Origin of the sequence: Burkholderia sp. CpTa8-5 (assembly GCF_017815045.1) — a bacterium.
Lineage (GTDB): Bacteria > Pseudomonadota > Gammaproteobacteria > Burkholderiales > Burkholderiaceae > Burkholderia > Burkholderia sola.
This window is the reverse complement of sequence record NZ_JAGIQD010000002.1, coordinates 606,552-620,955: the sequence shown is the minus strand read 5'-3', so window position 1 is coordinate 620,955 and position 14,404 is coordinate 606,552. Positions and strand designations below refer to the sequence as shown.

The following is a 14,404-nucleotide window of genomic DNA, read 5'->3' as shown; positions in this document are numbered from 1 at the left end:
TAGTCAATTCTCCGGAAAAAACGGGGCGCGACCCGAGCCGGGCCGCGCGCACAGGCGAAAGGATAGTGGAAACCCGGCGGCGCTGCCCGCTTGCGTGTCATTGCTCCGCGTGCGGCAGGCGCCGGAATGCGACGCTCAGGTTGTTCGCCGGCATCTCGACGACCTCGATGCAGTCGAGCCCGCGATCGAGCCCGAGTGCGACGACGGTCTCGAGATCGCGCACGCCCCACGACGGGTCGCGGCTGCGCAACTGCCGGTCGAAGGCCTCGTTCGACGCCGCCGTATGGCGGCCTTCGCGACGGTACGGGCCGTACAGGAACAGCACGCCGCCCGGCCGCAGCACACGCGACGCGCCCGCGAACAGCGCTTCCGTACAGGCCCACGGCGAGATGTGGATCATGTTGATGCAGACGATCGCGTCGAGCGCCGCGACCGGCCACGGCGTGTCGCGCACGTCGAACGCCAGCGGCCCGGCGACGTTCGCGAGGCCCGCATGCGCGACCCACGCGGCGATCGAACGCCGCGCGTGCGCGTCGGGATCGCTCGGCTGCCAGTGCAGGCCCGGCAACGCCTGCGCGAAGTGAACGACGTGCTGCCCGGTGCCGCTCGCGATTTCGAGCACGCTGCCGGTCGCCGGCAGCACGCGGCGGAGCACGTCGAGGATCGGCCCGCGATTGCGTTCGGCCGCCGGCGCCGACAGCCGCGCGGACGGATCGTGAGAAGAAGCGGCGCCGGTCACGATGCACGCTCCGCAGTGTCGCTGTTGCTGTTGCGCCCGAGCCCCAGCCGCGTCACCAGTGCGTCGAGCGCGGGTGCGCAACGCGCCTCGACCTTCAGCGTCAGCATCGGGTCGGCGCGCGTATGGCCGAGATTGAGTGCGGCAACCGGCTTGTGCTGCGCCTGCGCCCACACGCAGAACCGGTAGCCGGAATACACCATCAGCGACGAGCCGACGACGAGCAGCGCGTCGGCTGCGTCGAGCGCCTGCGACGCCAGCGCCACGCGCTCGCGCGGCACGTTCTCGCCGAAGAACACCACCGCCGGCTTCAGCAGGCCGCCGCACGCGGGGCACGCCGGGATGCGGAACGTATCGAGCGCGGCCCATTCGAGATGCGCGTCGCCGTCCGCGGCCGGCTCGGCCTGCGCGCCCAGCAGCTCGGGATTGTCGGCTTCGAGCACGGTCTGGATCGTCGCCCGCGCATGATGCGCGCCGCAGTCGAGGCAGGTCACGCCGTTGATGCCGCCATGCAGCTCGATCACGTCGTCGCTGCCCGCGCGCTGATGCAGGCCGTCGACGTTCTGCGTGACGAGACGCTCGATCCGGCCCGCGCCGCCGAGCCGCGCCAGCGCGACATGGGACCCGTTCGGCCGCGCGCGGCCGACCACGGGCCAGCCGATCATGCTGCGCGCCCAGTAGCGGCGCCGCGCGGCATCGGAGCCGAGGAATTCCTGGAGTTGGATCGGCGGCGAGCGCATCCATTGGCCGTTGCGGTCGCGGTAGCCGGGAATGCCGGAATCGGTGCTGATGCCCGCGCCGGTCAGTACGAACAGGCGCGGATGACGCTCGACGAACGCGTGCAGCGCATCGAGCGCGGCCGGATCGACGTCGGCGATGGAGGAGTCGGGCAAGGCTGTGTCGTTCATGTTGGCAACGTGATCGGTCGCGCGGGCAGGTCGTGCGCCCGCACGGGCGGCCACGCGCGCCAGCACATGATACAGAACGCCGTGCGATCGGGCGGGCTGCCGCCGCGGCTAGCCGCGGCACGCAACAGCACGCAAAAAGACGCCCATCGCCGCTCGGCGACGGGCGCTTCAAACAATTGATCCATCGGGGTAGTGGATCAACTGACAGCACAATGTTGCGACGTCCGTCATACCGCGATCGACGGACGCTCCCCCGGGACTTCACGTGTTCCGCACTGCCGCGCCCATCGGCGCGTCATCGGCTTTCCCGACCCGATCCCGTTCGTCGCGCTCGTCACGCCGATGTCATGCGCGGCGTGCAAACGCATTCGCCGCGCGACGGGGTGCGTTGCGCCATGGCTTGACGATTCGGGAACCAGGCCGCGGCCATCCGCCAGCGTTCGCGGTTCATCCTGGACGGCCGACCGACATTGGTCGGACGCGCGCGTCACCCATGCACGCCGTCGTTCAGAACGAACCCGATCGTTCGGATGGAACGGAAAGCCGCTCGCTCACGTCGCCGCGATCAGCGGCGAAGCGAATACCCTGGCAGGTCGGCGATTCATGTTTGCAACACGGCATGTTGCGTTTCGGTCTTTTTTCATTCTCTTGTCCCCGTCTTCGATACATCCGACCCACTGAAGCGATTGCCGGGCCAACTGCACCTGCAATCGCGCTCACGGCGCATACAACCATGCAAGGAGCGCACCATGCTTCATGCCGCAAGGCCGCGCGGGCACATCAGGGGCCGCGGGCAGGCATCGTGCCCCGTCAGAAAGCGCGAATGTTTCGAAACTGAAACGCACCGGCGGTGACGTCGGTATCGTCGGGTTGGCGCGTTGCAGGGCGGCCAGTCGCCTTACAATCGCCCCACGATTGGCGGCGCGCGTGCGCCCGGACTTGCCCTTTCCCGCGGCGCACCACCGCCCGACCGGAACCCGCACTCGCTGCCTGTCCGACACGAAGCACGGGCCGGATATCGACTACCGCATGCTGTTCTACGGCACCGATCGCGACAACCGCGCGTCGCAATGCGCGGCGTTCCGCCCGGGTCTCGCGTTGCGAAGCGGATAGCGCGGGGTTTGCGCCGTCCCGCTCGTGCATCGCGCAAACACGCTAGCATTCGGACACGGAGCGCCCGCATGCTTCCGCTGCCTCGCCGCCAAGGACCCGACATGACCCCACCCGCTTCCGCCCCTCCCGACGTCGCGCATCGCGTGTTCTCGTCCGGGAGGCTGTCGATCGGCCTCACGCTTCCGCTGCTTCGCGGCGGCCACATCGTCGCGGACTTCAACGAGCAACTCGAACTCGCCGCGCTGGCCGATTCGCTCGGCTTTCGCGCGCTGTGGATTCGCGACGTGCCGCTGAACAGCGCCGACTATCCGGACCCGGTCGGCCACCTCGACCCGTGGGTACTGCTCGGCGCACTGGCGTCGCGCACCCGCCGGATCGCGCTCGCCAGCGGCGCGATCGTGCTGCCGCTGCGTCATCCGCTGCATATCGCGAAAGGTGCGCTGTCGGTCGCGACGCTGTCGGGCGGGCGCTTCATCCTCGGGCTCGGCTCCGGCGACCGGCCACCCGAATATGCGGCGTTCGGCGTCGACGCGGAAACCCGGCGCGACCGCTATCGCGCGCACTGGGACGTCGTCGCGGCCGCGCTCGGCATGCCGTCGCGCGTGCTGCCCGACCAGACGCCACCCGATGCGCCCGCCTTCACGCTGCTGCCGCGCGACGGCGACGCGGTGCCGATGCTGGCGGTCGGCTCGGGCGGACAGAGCGTCGACTGGATCGCACGGCATTCGATCGGCTGGATGACGTATCACCGCGATCCGGATACGCAGCGCGCCCGCTATTCGATGTGGCGCGCGGCGGTCGAGCGGCTCGCGTCGCCGCAATTTCGCGCGTTCGGCGTATCGATGCGGCTCGATCTCGCCGCGCATCCGGATACGCCCGCCACCGCGCTGCCGCTCGGTTATGCGACCGGGCGCCGCGCGTTGGTCGATATCCTGCGGGACATGCGCGCGGCCGGGACGCACCATGTCACGCTGAATCCGGGATCGGACCGGCCGGTGCGCGACGTCGTCGAGGAAATCGCCGAGCATGTGTTGCCGGTCTTTCACGACGAACAAGCGTGATTCATCAGGAATCCCAATTCACATGATGCGACGCGAGCGCTGATCGTGGCCGGGCGAATGCTCCCGCAACGGCGCATCCCTGACAGGAATCGGCAACGGCGCGTTACAGACGCCTTACGACCGGGCCAACATGACGTTCCTGTCGATATCGGACGGTCGACCGTCTGTATCCGGCACACGGCTTGCCGGCATGTGCCGCCGACGCCCGTGCCGGCGCCTTCATGCCCGATTCAACTCGTCGACGACGGAACTATTCGGTTTCGATCGCGATCATGTTAACTTCCGTCCATCGTTCAGCCTGGCGGGCCGCGTGACGAGACGCACCCGCATGCCCATTCCATGCGACATATCCTCCTCGGCTGGCTGCTCGCCGCCGTCGTCTCGGCCGCTCACGCGGCCGCTCCCGCACCGGCCGCCGCGTCGGCCGCCTCCGGCGCCGCGCCCGCACTGACGCCGCAAGAGGCGCGGCAGGCACTGAATGTGCTCGAAAACCCGCGCGAGCGTGCGCAGGTCGAAACGACGCTGCGCGCGATCGCGGCCGTCGGCGCGTTGAGCGCACCCGCCGTGCCGGCAAGCGCGGCGCCGGCAGCCAGCGGCGCATCGGCTGCCGCGGCGCCGGCCGCGCTCACGTCGAACGGGCTCGCCTCGATGCTCGTCCGTCAGGGCTCGCGATGGGCCGCGCAGATCGGCAACGCGCTGCAGGAGTCGCTGCGCTCGCTGCTCGATATCGGTTCGGTGGGAAGCTGGTGGCGCGACACGCTCGTGCGCGCCGACGAGCGTGCGAACCTGACGCGCACGCTCGGCATCCTCCTCGCGGTGCTGCTGCCTGCGCTCGTCGTCGAATGGCTCGCGAAGCGGCTGCTGCGACGCGCACTGGCCGCGGTGGCCGCGCGCCGCGCGGCGCCCGATGCCGCCGCATCGGACGAGGACCACGCGCCCCCGCCGTCGCAAAGCCGAGGCCACGCCCGCCGGCACACCACGCTGCTGAACCGGATGCCGCGCGCACTCATCAGTCTCGCGCTGCGCGCGGTACCGCTGCTCGTGTTCGTCGGCGTCGCGAGCCTGACGATGTCGTTGCTCGTCGAAGCCGACACGCCGATCGAAGCCGCGCTCGAAGCGTTGATCGACACCTACGTGATCTGCCGGCTCGTCACGATCGTCAGCCGGCTGTTCTTCCAGCCCGACGCGCGGCAGTTGCGGCTGCTGCATATCAGCGACGCATGGGCCGCGTTCGCGCAACGCTCGATCGCGCGGATCGTGATCGCGGTCGGTGCATGCACGGCGGCCGTCGAGATCGCCGCGAACTTCGGCCTGACCGAAGCCGGCCATGTCGCGCTGCTGAAGGCCGTCGCGCTCGTCGGGCACGTGATGATCTCGGTGCTGATCCTGCAGTGCCGCCGGCCGGTCGCGGCACGCATCCGCGCCGCCGGCGCGGATCGTCCGACCTTCACCGTCGTCGGCAACGCGCTCGCGGACGCGTGGGCGCCCGTATCGGTCTTCATCGTGATGGCGCTGTGGTTCGTGTGGGCGCTCGACGTCCACAACGGCTACCGCGTACTGATCGCGCTCGGCGGCCGGTCGATCGCCGTGATGATCGCGATGCGGATGGTGTCGATCGTCGTGTTCGGTGCGCTCGCGCGGCTGTTCCAGCGCCGCGACGACGATCGCACGCTCGTTCATCTGCACGCATACCGCTACTACCCGCTGCTGCGCCAGATCGTGTCGGGCGCGATCGGCGTCGTGACCGTCGTGCTGCTACTGCAGATCTGGGGCGTGCCGATCTTCCGCGCATTCGAGACGGGCACGATCGGCCACCGGCTCGCGTCCGCGCTGGTGACGATCGCGATCGCGGCGATCGTCGCGCTCGTCGTGTGGGAAGCGGCCAACATCGCGATCGAGCGCCGGCTGCAACGCTGGACGCGCGAAGGCAACCTGGTGCGCGCCGCGCGGCTGCGCACGCTGCTGCCGATGCTGCGCTCGCTGCTGTTCGTGATGATCGCGCTCGTCGTCGTGCTGACGGGCCTCAGCGAACTCGGCGTAAACGTCGGCCCGCTGCTGGCCGGCGCCAGCATCTTCGGCGTCGCGCTCGGTTTCGGCTCGCAGAAGCTCGTGCAGGATTTCATCACCGGGATCTTCCTGCTGATGGAAAACGCGATGCAGGTCGGCGACTGGGTCACGCTCGCCGGCGTGTCGGGGACGGTCGAATACCTGTCGATCCGCACCGTGCGGCTGCGCGCCGGCGACGGGTCGCTGTACACGATTCCGTTCAGCTCGGTGACGACCGTCAACAACACGAATCGCGGGCTCGGCAACGCGGCCGTCAAGGTCAGCATCGCGTACGGCGAGGACGTCGAGCGCGCGATCGCGACGCTGAAGGAAATCGGCGCCGCGTTGCGCGACGATCCGAAGTACCACGACGGCATCCTGTCGGATTTCAGCTACTGGGGCATCGACCAGGTCGACGGCGCGGCGCTCGCGCTGGCCGGTCAGATCCAGTGCACGGACTCGGCGCGCTGGAGCGTGCAGCGCGAATTCAACCGGCGGATCGCGGAGACGTTCCTCGAACGCGGGATCCGGATCGCCAATCCGCAGCGCAGCGTCGTGGCCTATGCGGACGGGTCGCGACCCGTCGGCAGCGATGACAACGACGCGCGCCCAGACGCGCAGAATACCGCCGAACCGGCGGCCCGGCCGCCGTCGCCCGACGCAGCGGAGCGCAAGCCGAGATGATCGCGATCGCCCGGGGCCGGTGACCGGCGGCGCTCAACGCGCGGCGGGCTTCTTCACGCGCGCCGTGCTTTTCGCGGCGGGCGGTGCGGCCCCCGGCTTCGCCGCACGTCGTTTCGCCGCGGCACCCTGCCCGCGCTTCGCGGCGGTTTCCGGACCAGCGGCCCCCGCATCGCGCTGCGCATGCCATTGCTCGAGCAGCACGCGCGTCTGGTCGGCAATCGTGTCGGTCACCAACGCCGCGCGTTCGCCCTCGAACGCGTCCCATTCGAGCAACTGCAGCGCCGAACGCTGCGCGATGTGGAACACCGTGATCTGCCCGAACAGGCTCAGCGCGCGCAACCGCGTGACGGGATCGTCGGCCGGCCGCCCCGAGATGCGGCCGATCAGCTCCGCGCTCACGTCGTTCAGCGGCTTGCGCATGCGCTTCATCAGGATTTCGCTCGCGCTCGCCGGTTCCTGGCCGCCTTGCTCGCGCGCGAAGAACATCCGCTGGTTCATCGTCTTCGGCGCGGTGAACATTCGGTCCGACAGCGCCCGCAGCAGCCCGATGAACGCATCGATCAGCGCATCGACGCTCGCGTGGGCGTCGAGCATCGCACGCGCATGGCCGACCGCCGGCGCGAACACCTGCCAGCCGTGCTCGGCGATCGTCTCGACGCACGCGCGGTACACGCCTTCCTTGTTCTCGAAGTAGTACTGGAGCGCCGGCGCGTTCACGCCCGCCATCGCGGCGATCTCGCGCGTCGACGCGCCCGCGAACCCGCGTTCGCCGAACAGTTCGATCGCCGCCTCGATGATCCGCTGGCGCGTTTCGTCGCCGCGCGCGTAGCCGCCCGCCGACGTGCGGCGCAGCTTCTTCGCTTCGTTCATGCCTTCCTCGTCATTCGCTCGATCGACATTCTACTTGACACAATTTTATCAACTGGAATAATTCTTCCACTTGGAATAAATTGGATCCCGCATGTCGTCGCCACAAGACCCGCCACAGAAAGCAGATCGTCAGGAAAACGGAACAAAACCTCGCAACGGCGGAACGAGGCGGCGCGTCCTGCTCGCGGTCGCCGTGCTCGCGACTGTCGGCGGCGCGGTGTGGCTCGGCCGCTGGTGGACGGTCGGCCGCTTCATCGAAAGCACCAACGACGCGTACCTGCAGGCGGACAGCATGACCGCCGCACCGAAGGTCGCCGGCTACGTGACCGACGTCTACGTGCGCGACAACCAGCCCGTGAAGGCCGGCGATCCGCTCGTGCGGCTCGATGTCCGCCAGTACCAGGTGGCGCTCGCGCAAGCGCAGGCGACCGTCGACGCCCGTCGCGCCGATATCGCGCGCGCCGAGGCCGACATCAGCCAGCAGCGCGCGAATCTCGACCAGGCCGACGCGCAGGCGAAGGTGTCGCGCATCAACGCGCAGCATGCGAGCGACGAATACACGCGCTATGCGCCGCTCGCGGCGACCGGCGCCGAAACGCACGAACGCGTGGCAGACCTGAAGAGCACGCGCGACCAGGCGGCGGCGACGCTCGCCGCGAACAACGCGTCCATCGCCGCCGCCCGCACGCAGATCGCGTCGTTCACCGCGCAACTCCAGCAGGCGCGCGCGCAGCTCGAGGCCGCGCAGGCCAGCGCCGCGCAGGCGCAGCTCGACCTCGACAATACGATCGTGCGCAGCACGCTCGCGGGCCGCGTCGGCGACCGGACGGTGCGCGTCGGCCAATACGTGCAGCCCGGCACGCGGCTGCTGACCGTCGTGCCGGTCGATTCGATCTATCTCGTCGCGAATTTCAAGGAAACGCAGATCGGCAACATGCGCATCGGCCAGTCCGTCGAGCTGCACGTCGACGCGCTGCCGGACGGCCCGCTGTCCGGTGTCGTCGACAGCTTCGCGCCCGGCACCGGCGCGCAGTTCGCGCTGCTGCCGCCGGAGAACGCGACCGGCAACTTCACGAAGATCGTCCAGCGCGTGCCGGTGCGCATCCGCCTCGCCGCGAACGCTCGCGCGCAACGCATGCTGTTGCCCGGGCTGTCGGTGACGGTCGACGTCGATACGCGCTCGGTGCGCGACGAGCAGCATCATGGCTGATACGCCCGCCACGATACCCATGCCGCCGCACGAAGGCCGCGCGAGCGTGACCGACTGGATCGCGGTCGCGGCCGGCGCGCTCGGCGCGCTGATGGCGACGCTCGACATCTCGATCACGAATTCCGCGCTGCCGCAGATCCAGGGCGAAATCGGCGCGACCGGCACCGAAGGCACGTGGATCTCGACCGGCTACCTGATGTCGGAAATCGTGATGATCCCGCTCGCCGCGTGGCTCACGCGCGTGTTCGGGCTGCGCAATTTCCTGCTGACGAACTCCGCGCTGTTCATCGCGTTCTCGATGATGTGCGGCTGGTCGCATTCGCTGCCGATGATGATCGCCGGCCGGATCGGCCAGGGCTTCACCGGCGGCGCGCTGATCCCGACCGCGCAGACGATCATCCGCACCCGCCTGCCGCTGTCGCAGTTGCCGGTCGGGATGACGCTGTTCGGCCTGATCGTGCTGCTCGGGCCGCTGTTCGGTCCGGTGCTCGGCGGCTGGCTCGCGGAAAACGTGAACTGGAGCTGGTGCTTCTTCCTGAACCTGCCCGTGTGCCTGCTGCTGATGGCGCTGCTGGTGTTCGGCCTGCCGTCGGACCGCCCGCAATGGAGTGCGTTCTTCAACGCGGACTGGCTCGGCATCCTCGGCCTCGCGATCGGCCTGAGCTCGCTGACCGTCGTGCTCGAGGAAGGTCAGCGCGAACGCTGGTTCGAATCGCAGATGATCGTCACGCTAAGCGTCGTGTCGTTCGTCGGGATGGTCCTGATCGCGCTGTCGCAGCGCTTCGCGAAGCGGCCGATCATGCGGCTGTCGCTGATGCGCAACCCGCGTTACGCGAGCGTGATCGTGATCGTGTCCGCGGTGGGCGCCGGGCTGTACGGCGTGTCCTACCTGCTGCCGCAGTTCCTCGCGATCGTCGCCGGCTACAACGCGGAACAGGCCGGCGCGATCATGCTGCTGTCGGGGCTGCCGGCCTTTCTGGTGATGCCGATCCTGCCGCGCCTGCTCGGCAAGGTCGATTTCCGCATCCTCGTGATCACCGGGCTGCTGCTGTTCTGCCTGAGCTGCATGCTCGACATCAGCCTGACCGCGCAGAGCGTCGGCCACGATTTCGTGTGGTCGCAACTGATCCGCGGCCTCGCGCAGATGCTCGCGATGATGCCGCTCAACCAGGCGTCGATGGCGGCCGTCGCGCGCGAAGACTCGGGCGACGCGGCCGGGCTCTACAACATGGCGCGCAATCTCGGCGGCTCGATCGGGCTCGCGATCATCGGCACCGTGATCGACCGCCGCACGACCTTCCATACGGCCGTGCTGCGCGAATCGGTGAGCGCGAACTCGCTGATCGGTCAGGATCGCCTGTCGGCCTATGCGGCCAACTGGTTCGCGCACACCGGCGATCTCGCGTATTCGAACATGCGCGCGCTCGGCCAGTTCGCGCGGCAGATCCAGATCCAGGCCGTCGTCATGACCTATTCAGAAACCTTCTATCTGCTGGGCCTCGCGCTGCTCGCCTGCGTGCCGCTCGCGCTGCTGCTGAGAACGCCGCCGCGCGGCCCGCAACCGATGTCGTCCGGCCATTGACCCGTCATACGCGATGAAATCCTTCTCCCTGCCCCGCCGCCCCGTGCTCACCCTGTGCGCGGCCGCGTGCCTGCTCGCCGGCTGCACGGTCGGCCCCGACTATCGCGGCGCGCCCGCCGCGCCGGATGCGCCGACCTTCGTGCGTGCGCCTGCCACCGGCGTCGACACCGCCGCGCCCGCGCCGAGCGCGTGGTGGCACGCGTTGAACGATCGCCAGCTCGACGAGCTGATCGTTGCCGCGCTCGTGTACAACCCCGACCTGCACGCCGCGCAAGCGCGCTTGCGCGCGGCGCGCGCGCAGCTCTCGCAACAGCGCGCCGCGCAGATGCCGAAATCGTCGGCCACCGTCGCGGCCATCCGCATGCGCGAACCGGACGTCGGCGCGCTCGGCTCGCTGCTGCCGTCGAACGGCTCGGAACAATCGGGCGGCACGTCGCCGTCGCTCGGCGGCGAGGGCCCGCTGCAACTCTATTCGGCGGGCTTCGACGCGACGTGGGAAATCGACCTGTTCGGCGGCACGCGCCGCGCGGTCGAAGCCGCGTCCGCGCAAGCCGAGGCCGTCGATGCCGATCTCGCCGACACGCAGGTGTCGATCGCGGCCGAAGTCGCGAATGCGTACGTCGACCTGCGCGACCAGCAGCAACGGCTCGCGTTGTCGCGGCGCACCGCGCAATTGCAGCAGCAGATGCTCGAACTCACGCGGCAGCGGCGCGCGCGCGGCGTCGCGGCCGATGCGGACATCGAGCGGCTGACCACGCAGGTCGAGAACACCCGCGCGTCGTTGATCCCGCTCGATGCCCAGGTGACCGAATCGCTCGACCGGCTCGCGATCCTGACGGGCCGCGCGCCGGGCGCGCTGGACGCCGCGCTGTCGACTCCGGACGCCGCATTGCCGACGCTGCCCGGCAGCGTCGCGATCGGCGATCCGGCCACGCTGCTGAAACAGCGCCCCGACATCCGCGCGGCCGAACGCCGGCTCGCATCGAGCAATGCGCAGATCGGCGAACACGTCGCCGACTATTTCCCGAAGGTGACGTTGCTCGGCGATCTCGGCTTCAGCGCGACCGACCCCGGCCATTTGTTCCGCAAGCAGAATTTCACCTGGGTGGGCGCACCCTACCTGCAATGGAACATTCTCGATTTCGGGCGTACGCGCGGCGCGGTGCGCGCAGCCGAAGCGTCGCGCGACGAAGCGGAAGCGAATTATCAGAAGGCCGTGCTCGGTGCGTTGCAGGACGCCAATACCGCACTGCAGCGTTACGGGCATCAGCGCGAGCACGTCGTCGCATTGACGAAGGTGCAGACGTCGGCCGTGCATTCGCGCACGCTGATGGACCAGCGCTATCGCGCGGGCGTCGCGTCGATGATCGACCTGCTCGATACGCAACGCGAAGCGCTGTCCGCGCAGCAGAACGTGATCGCCGGGCAGGCCGAACTGATCAAGGACTATGTGTCGGTGCAGAAGAGCCTCGGGCTCGGATGGCAGGCAAGCGCCGGTTGACTGCGCGGCCGAAAATCATGCACGGCCGATACATCATCCTCATCGAAACAATCCGGCAATAACTCATTGCGCGCGCAACAATACGGCTTGGTTTCTTGCGCAACAAACAGGCTCGCACCGCATCGCCCCACGGCTATCGAAAACATATCGAATATCAATTAGCCAATCGTCTGACGATCTCTTCTAATTCAGTCGGCTTCCCCACCACCGATCGGATTCAAGGAGTTCCATCGTCATGTCCTCATCTTCCCATCGCGTGCTGCGGCACGCAGTCGCCGCGATCTGCGTCGCACTCTCCGCCTCTCCGTACGCCGCCGAACTCACGCGCGACACCGGCGCGCCCGTCGGCGACAACCAGAATTCGCAAACGGCCGGCCCGGCCGGCCCGGTACTGCTGCAGGACTCCGCGCTGATCGAGAAACTGCAGCGCTTCGATCGCGAACGCATTCCGGAACGCGTCGTGCATGCGCGCGGCACCGGCGCGTTCGGCGAGTTCGTGCCGAGCGCCGACATCTCCGACCTGACGAAAGCGAAAGTCTTCACGCCGGGCACCCGCACGCCGGTGTTCGTGCGCTTCTCCACTGTGATGGGCTATCGCGGCTCGCCGGAGCAGGCGCGCGACCCGCGCGGCTTCGCGGTGAAGTTCTATACGCAGCAGGGCAACTGGGACATGGTCGGCATCAACTGGCCGGTGTTCTTCATTCGCGACGGCATCAAGTTCCCCGACTTCGTGCACGCGAACAAACCGAGCGCCGTGACCGGCGTGCAGGACCCGAACCTCGCGTTCGACTTCTTCGCGCACACGCCCGAAGCGACCCACATGCTGACGCGGCTGTACACGGACGAAGGCATGCCCGATTCGTATCGCCGCATGGACGGCTTCGCGGTGCATGCGTTCAAGTTCGTCAATGCGCAAGGCGACGTGCATTACGTGAAGTTCCACTGGAAGAGCCAGCAAGGCGTGCACGGCCTGCGCCCGCAAGAAATCGCCGCATCGATCGGTCGCGACTGGAACCTGATGACGAACGATCTGTACGGCGCGCTGAAACAGGGCGATTTCCCGAAGTGGGACCTGTACGTGCAGGTGCTCACGCCGAAAGACCTGAACCGCTTCGACTTCGACGCACTCGACGACACGAAGGTGTGGACCGGCGTACCTGAACGCAAGATCGGCACGATGACGCTCAACCGCGTGCCCGACAACTACTTCCAGTCGACCGAGGAATCGGCGTTCGCGCCGTCGCGGCTCGTGCCGGGGATCGAACCGTCCGAAGACCGGATGCTGCAGGATCGCCTGTTCGCGTACGCCGACACGCAGTTGTACCGGCTCGGCGCGAACTACATGGATCTGCCGATCAACCGCCCGGTCGTGCCGGTCGTCAACAACAACCAGGACGGCAAGATGAATGCCGGCGACCGCAAGGGCGAGGTCAATTACGAACCGTCGACGCTGAACGAACTCGCGCAGGATCCGCAGTACAAGTCGGTCCGCATGGCGCTGAGCGGCACGACGCAGCAGGAAGCGATCCGCAAGAAGCTGCCGTTCCGTCAGGCGGGCGAGTACTACCGCAGCCTGTCGCAGCAGGACAAGGACGACCTCGTCACCGCGCTGTCCGGCGACCTCGGCCAGGTGAAGAACGCGCAGAACCAGTACGCGATGCTGTCGTACTTCTACAAGGCCGACGCCGACTACGGCACGCGTCTCGCGCAGGCCGTTCACGCGAACGTCCAGCAAGTGCAGTCGCTCGCAGCGAAGCTGAGCGACAACTGATCTCGCGACACCGGCCGCGGTCGACGTGTGCGCTCACGCCGCGCACGTCGGCCCGATCCCTTCATCAGGACTTCCCCATGCGATCCAACCGCTTCACCCACGCGATCCGCGCGGCCGCGGCGGCGCTCGCGCTGGCCGCGCTCGCCGGCTGCGCGCACCTGCCCGACCGGCCGGCATACGGCAAGGCCGACCCTGCCGCGCTGCGCCGCTATGACGACGACTGGTTCGACGCGGCGCGCGTCGGCCGCGTCGATATCCTGCGCGCGTTGCACGACGCCGGCTATCCGGTCAACGCCACCGACAGCCACGGCTACACGGCCGTGATCCTCGCGTCGTACGACGGCCAGCCCGCGGCGCTCGACTACCTGTTGTCGGTCGGCGCCGATGCGTGCGCCGGCGATCGTCACGGCAACACCGCACTAATGGGTGCGCTGTTCAAGAACGAACCCGACATCGCGCGACGCCTGATCGACACGCGCTGCCCGATCGACCAGACGAACGGCGCCGGCGAAACCGCGCTGGGGTTCGCGACGCTGTTCAACCGCTTCGAGCTGATTCCGCTGCTCGTCGCGCATGGCGCGAATCCGAACCATGTCGACCGGCGCGGCCAGTCGCTGCTTCAGCTCGCGCTGACGCACGACAACATGTATGCCGCGGACGCACTGCGGAAGGCCGGCGCAAAACAGTAGCGCGACTACGCGTCAAATGGCGCGACCCATTCGCTGACCTCCATCCGCGTCGCCATCACGCGATGCCCACGCCCTGTCGCGCACGTGTGCGCCCAGCGGTCCCGTCGTCGCCAGCCAGCGCAGACGCACCGCCTCGTCGGCCAGTCCGCCCGGCCGCCCTGCCGGCTCGATCTTTAAACACCAACGCGAACCGACGCGCGCATCGAGCCGAAACACCGCGCGCATGAACACCG

General features: G+C 68.4%; 10 protein-coding genes. 7 read left to right on the top strand and 3 right to left on the bottom strand.

Annotated elements, in window-relative coordinates:
• Nucleotides 1-97 precede the first annotated feature (97 nt).
• Together J8I35_RS06140 and J8I35_RS06135 are read right to left on the bottom strand one after the other, a co-directional pair.
• Nucleotides 98-739, bottom strand: a complete 642-nt coding sequence (locus J8I35_RS06140) for a DUF938 domain-containing protein (RefSeq protein ID WP_050011311.1) — start codon at nucleotides 737-739, stop codon at nucleotides 98-100.
• Complete coding sequence (locus J8I35_RS06135; RefSeq protein ID WP_124553993.1) at nucleotides 736-1,644, bottom strand: NAD-dependent protein deacetylase; 909 nt, start codon at nucleotides 1,642-1,644, stop codon at nucleotides 736-738. Before J8I35_RS06135 ends, J8I35_RS06140 begins: the two co-directional genes overlap by 4 nt.
• Nucleotides 1,645-2,858: 1,214 nt before the next feature.
• Here J8I35_RS06135 and J8I35_RS06130 point away from each other — a divergent pair.
• Together J8I35_RS06130 and J8I35_RS06125 are read left to right on the top strand one after the other, a co-directional pair.
• Nucleotides 2,859-3,818, top strand: coding sequence for an LLM class oxidoreductase (locus J8I35_RS06130; RefSeq protein WP_050011313.1), 960 nt, complete (start codon nucleotides 2,859-2,861; stop codon nucleotides 3,816-3,818).
• A 339-nt stretch (nucleotides 3,819-4,157) separates the two neighbouring features.
• Nucleotides 4,158-6,548, top strand: coding sequence for a mechanosensitive ion channel domain-containing protein (locus J8I35_RS06125; RefSeq protein WP_209924768.1), 2,391 nt, complete (start codon nucleotides 4,158-4,160; stop codon nucleotides 6,546-6,548).
• A 33-nt stretch (nucleotides 6,549-6,581) separates the two neighbouring features.
• Here J8I35_RS06125 and J8I35_RS06120 read toward each other — a convergent pair whose 3' ends face one another.
• Nucleotides 6,582-7,418 carry a CerR family C-terminal domain-containing protein gene (locus J8I35_RS06120; protein ID WP_050011315.1) on the bottom strand — a complete coding sequence of 279 codons (837 nt, stop codon included), beginning with the start codon at nucleotides 7,416-7,418 and terminating at the stop codon, nucleotides 6,582-6,584.
• 91 nt (nucleotides 7,419-7,509) lie between these two features.
• Here J8I35_RS06120 and J8I35_RS06115 point away from each other — a divergent pair, with 91 nt between their 5' ends.
• The 5 genes from J8I35_RS06115 to J8I35_RS06095 all read left to right on the top strand — a co-directional run bounded on the left by J8I35_RS06115 (nucleotide 7,510) and on the right by J8I35_RS06095 (nucleotide 14,171).
• Complete coding sequence (locus tag J8I35_RS06115; RefSeq protein WP_209924767.1) at nucleotides 7,510-8,628, top strand: HlyD family secretion protein; 1,119 nt, start codon at nucleotides 7,510-7,512, stop codon at nucleotides 8,626-8,628.
• Nucleotides 8,621-10,210 carry an MDR family MFS transporter gene (locus tag J8I35_RS06110; protein WP_050011317.1) on the top strand — a complete coding sequence of 530 codons (1,590 nt, stop codon included), beginning with the start codon at nucleotides 8,621-8,623 and terminating at the stop codon, nucleotides 10,208-10,210. Before J8I35_RS06115 ends, J8I35_RS06110 begins: the two co-directional genes overlap by 8 nt.
• Nucleotides 10,211-10,223: 13 nt before the next feature.
• On the top strand, nucleotides 10,224-11,711 hold the full coding sequence (locus tag J8I35_RS06105) for an efflux transporter outer membrane subunit (protein WP_209924766.1): 1,488 nt from the start codon (nucleotides 10,224-10,226) through the stop codon (nucleotides 11,709-11,711).
• Nucleotides 11,712-11,946: 235 nt separating this feature from the next.
• Complete coding sequence (locus J8I35_RS06100) at nucleotides 11,947-13,482, top strand: catalase (RefSeq protein WP_050011319.1); 1,536 nt, start codon at nucleotides 11,947-11,949, stop codon at nucleotides 13,480-13,482.
• Nucleotides 13,483-13,559: 77 nt separating this feature from the next.
• Entirely contained in the window at nucleotides 13,560-14,171 is a 612-nt protein-coding gene (locus J8I35_RS06095; RefSeq protein ID WP_209924765.1) for an ankyrin repeat domain-containing protein, read from the top strand.
• Nucleotides 14,172-14,404 lie beyond the last annotated feature (233 nt).

Bases quoted from the DNA above. Each gene is read 5' to 3' on its own strand.
- J8I35_RS06135 (WP_124553993.1), bottom strand. From the start codon at position 1,644: ATGAACGACACAGCCTTGCCCGACTCCTCCATCGCCGACGTCGATCCG.
- J8I35_RS06130 (WP_050011313.1), top strand. From the start codon at position 2,859: ATGACCCCACCCGCTTCCGCCCCTCCCGACGTCGCGCATCGCGTGTTC.
- J8I35_RS06125 (WP_209924768.1), top strand. From the start codon at position 4,158: ATGCGACATATCCTCCTCGGCTGGCTGCTCGCCGCCGTCGTCTCGGCC.
- J8I35_RS06120 (WP_050011315.1), bottom strand. From the start codon at position 7,418: ATGAACGAAGCGAAGAAGCTGCGCCGCACGTCGGCGGGCGGCTACGCG.
- J8I35_RS06115 (WP_209924767.1), top strand. From the start codon at position 7,510: ATGTCGTCGCCACAAGACCCGCCACAGAAAGCAGATCGTCAGGAAAAC.
- J8I35_RS06110 (WP_050011317.1), top strand. From the start codon at position 8,621: ATGGCTGATACGCCCGCCACGATACCCATGCCGCCGCACGAAGGCCGC.
- J8I35_RS06105 (WP_209924766.1), top strand. From the start codon at position 10,224: ATGAAATCCTTCTCCCTGCCCCGCCGCCCCGTGCTCACCCTGTGCGCG.
- J8I35_RS06100 (WP_050011319.1), top strand. From the start codon at position 11,947: ATGTCCTCATCTTCCCATCGCGTGCTGCGGCACGCAGTCGCCGCGATC.
- J8I35_RS06095 (WP_209924765.1), top strand. From the start codon at position 13,560: ATGCGATCCAACCGCTTCACCCACGCGATCCGCGCGGCCGCGGCGGCG.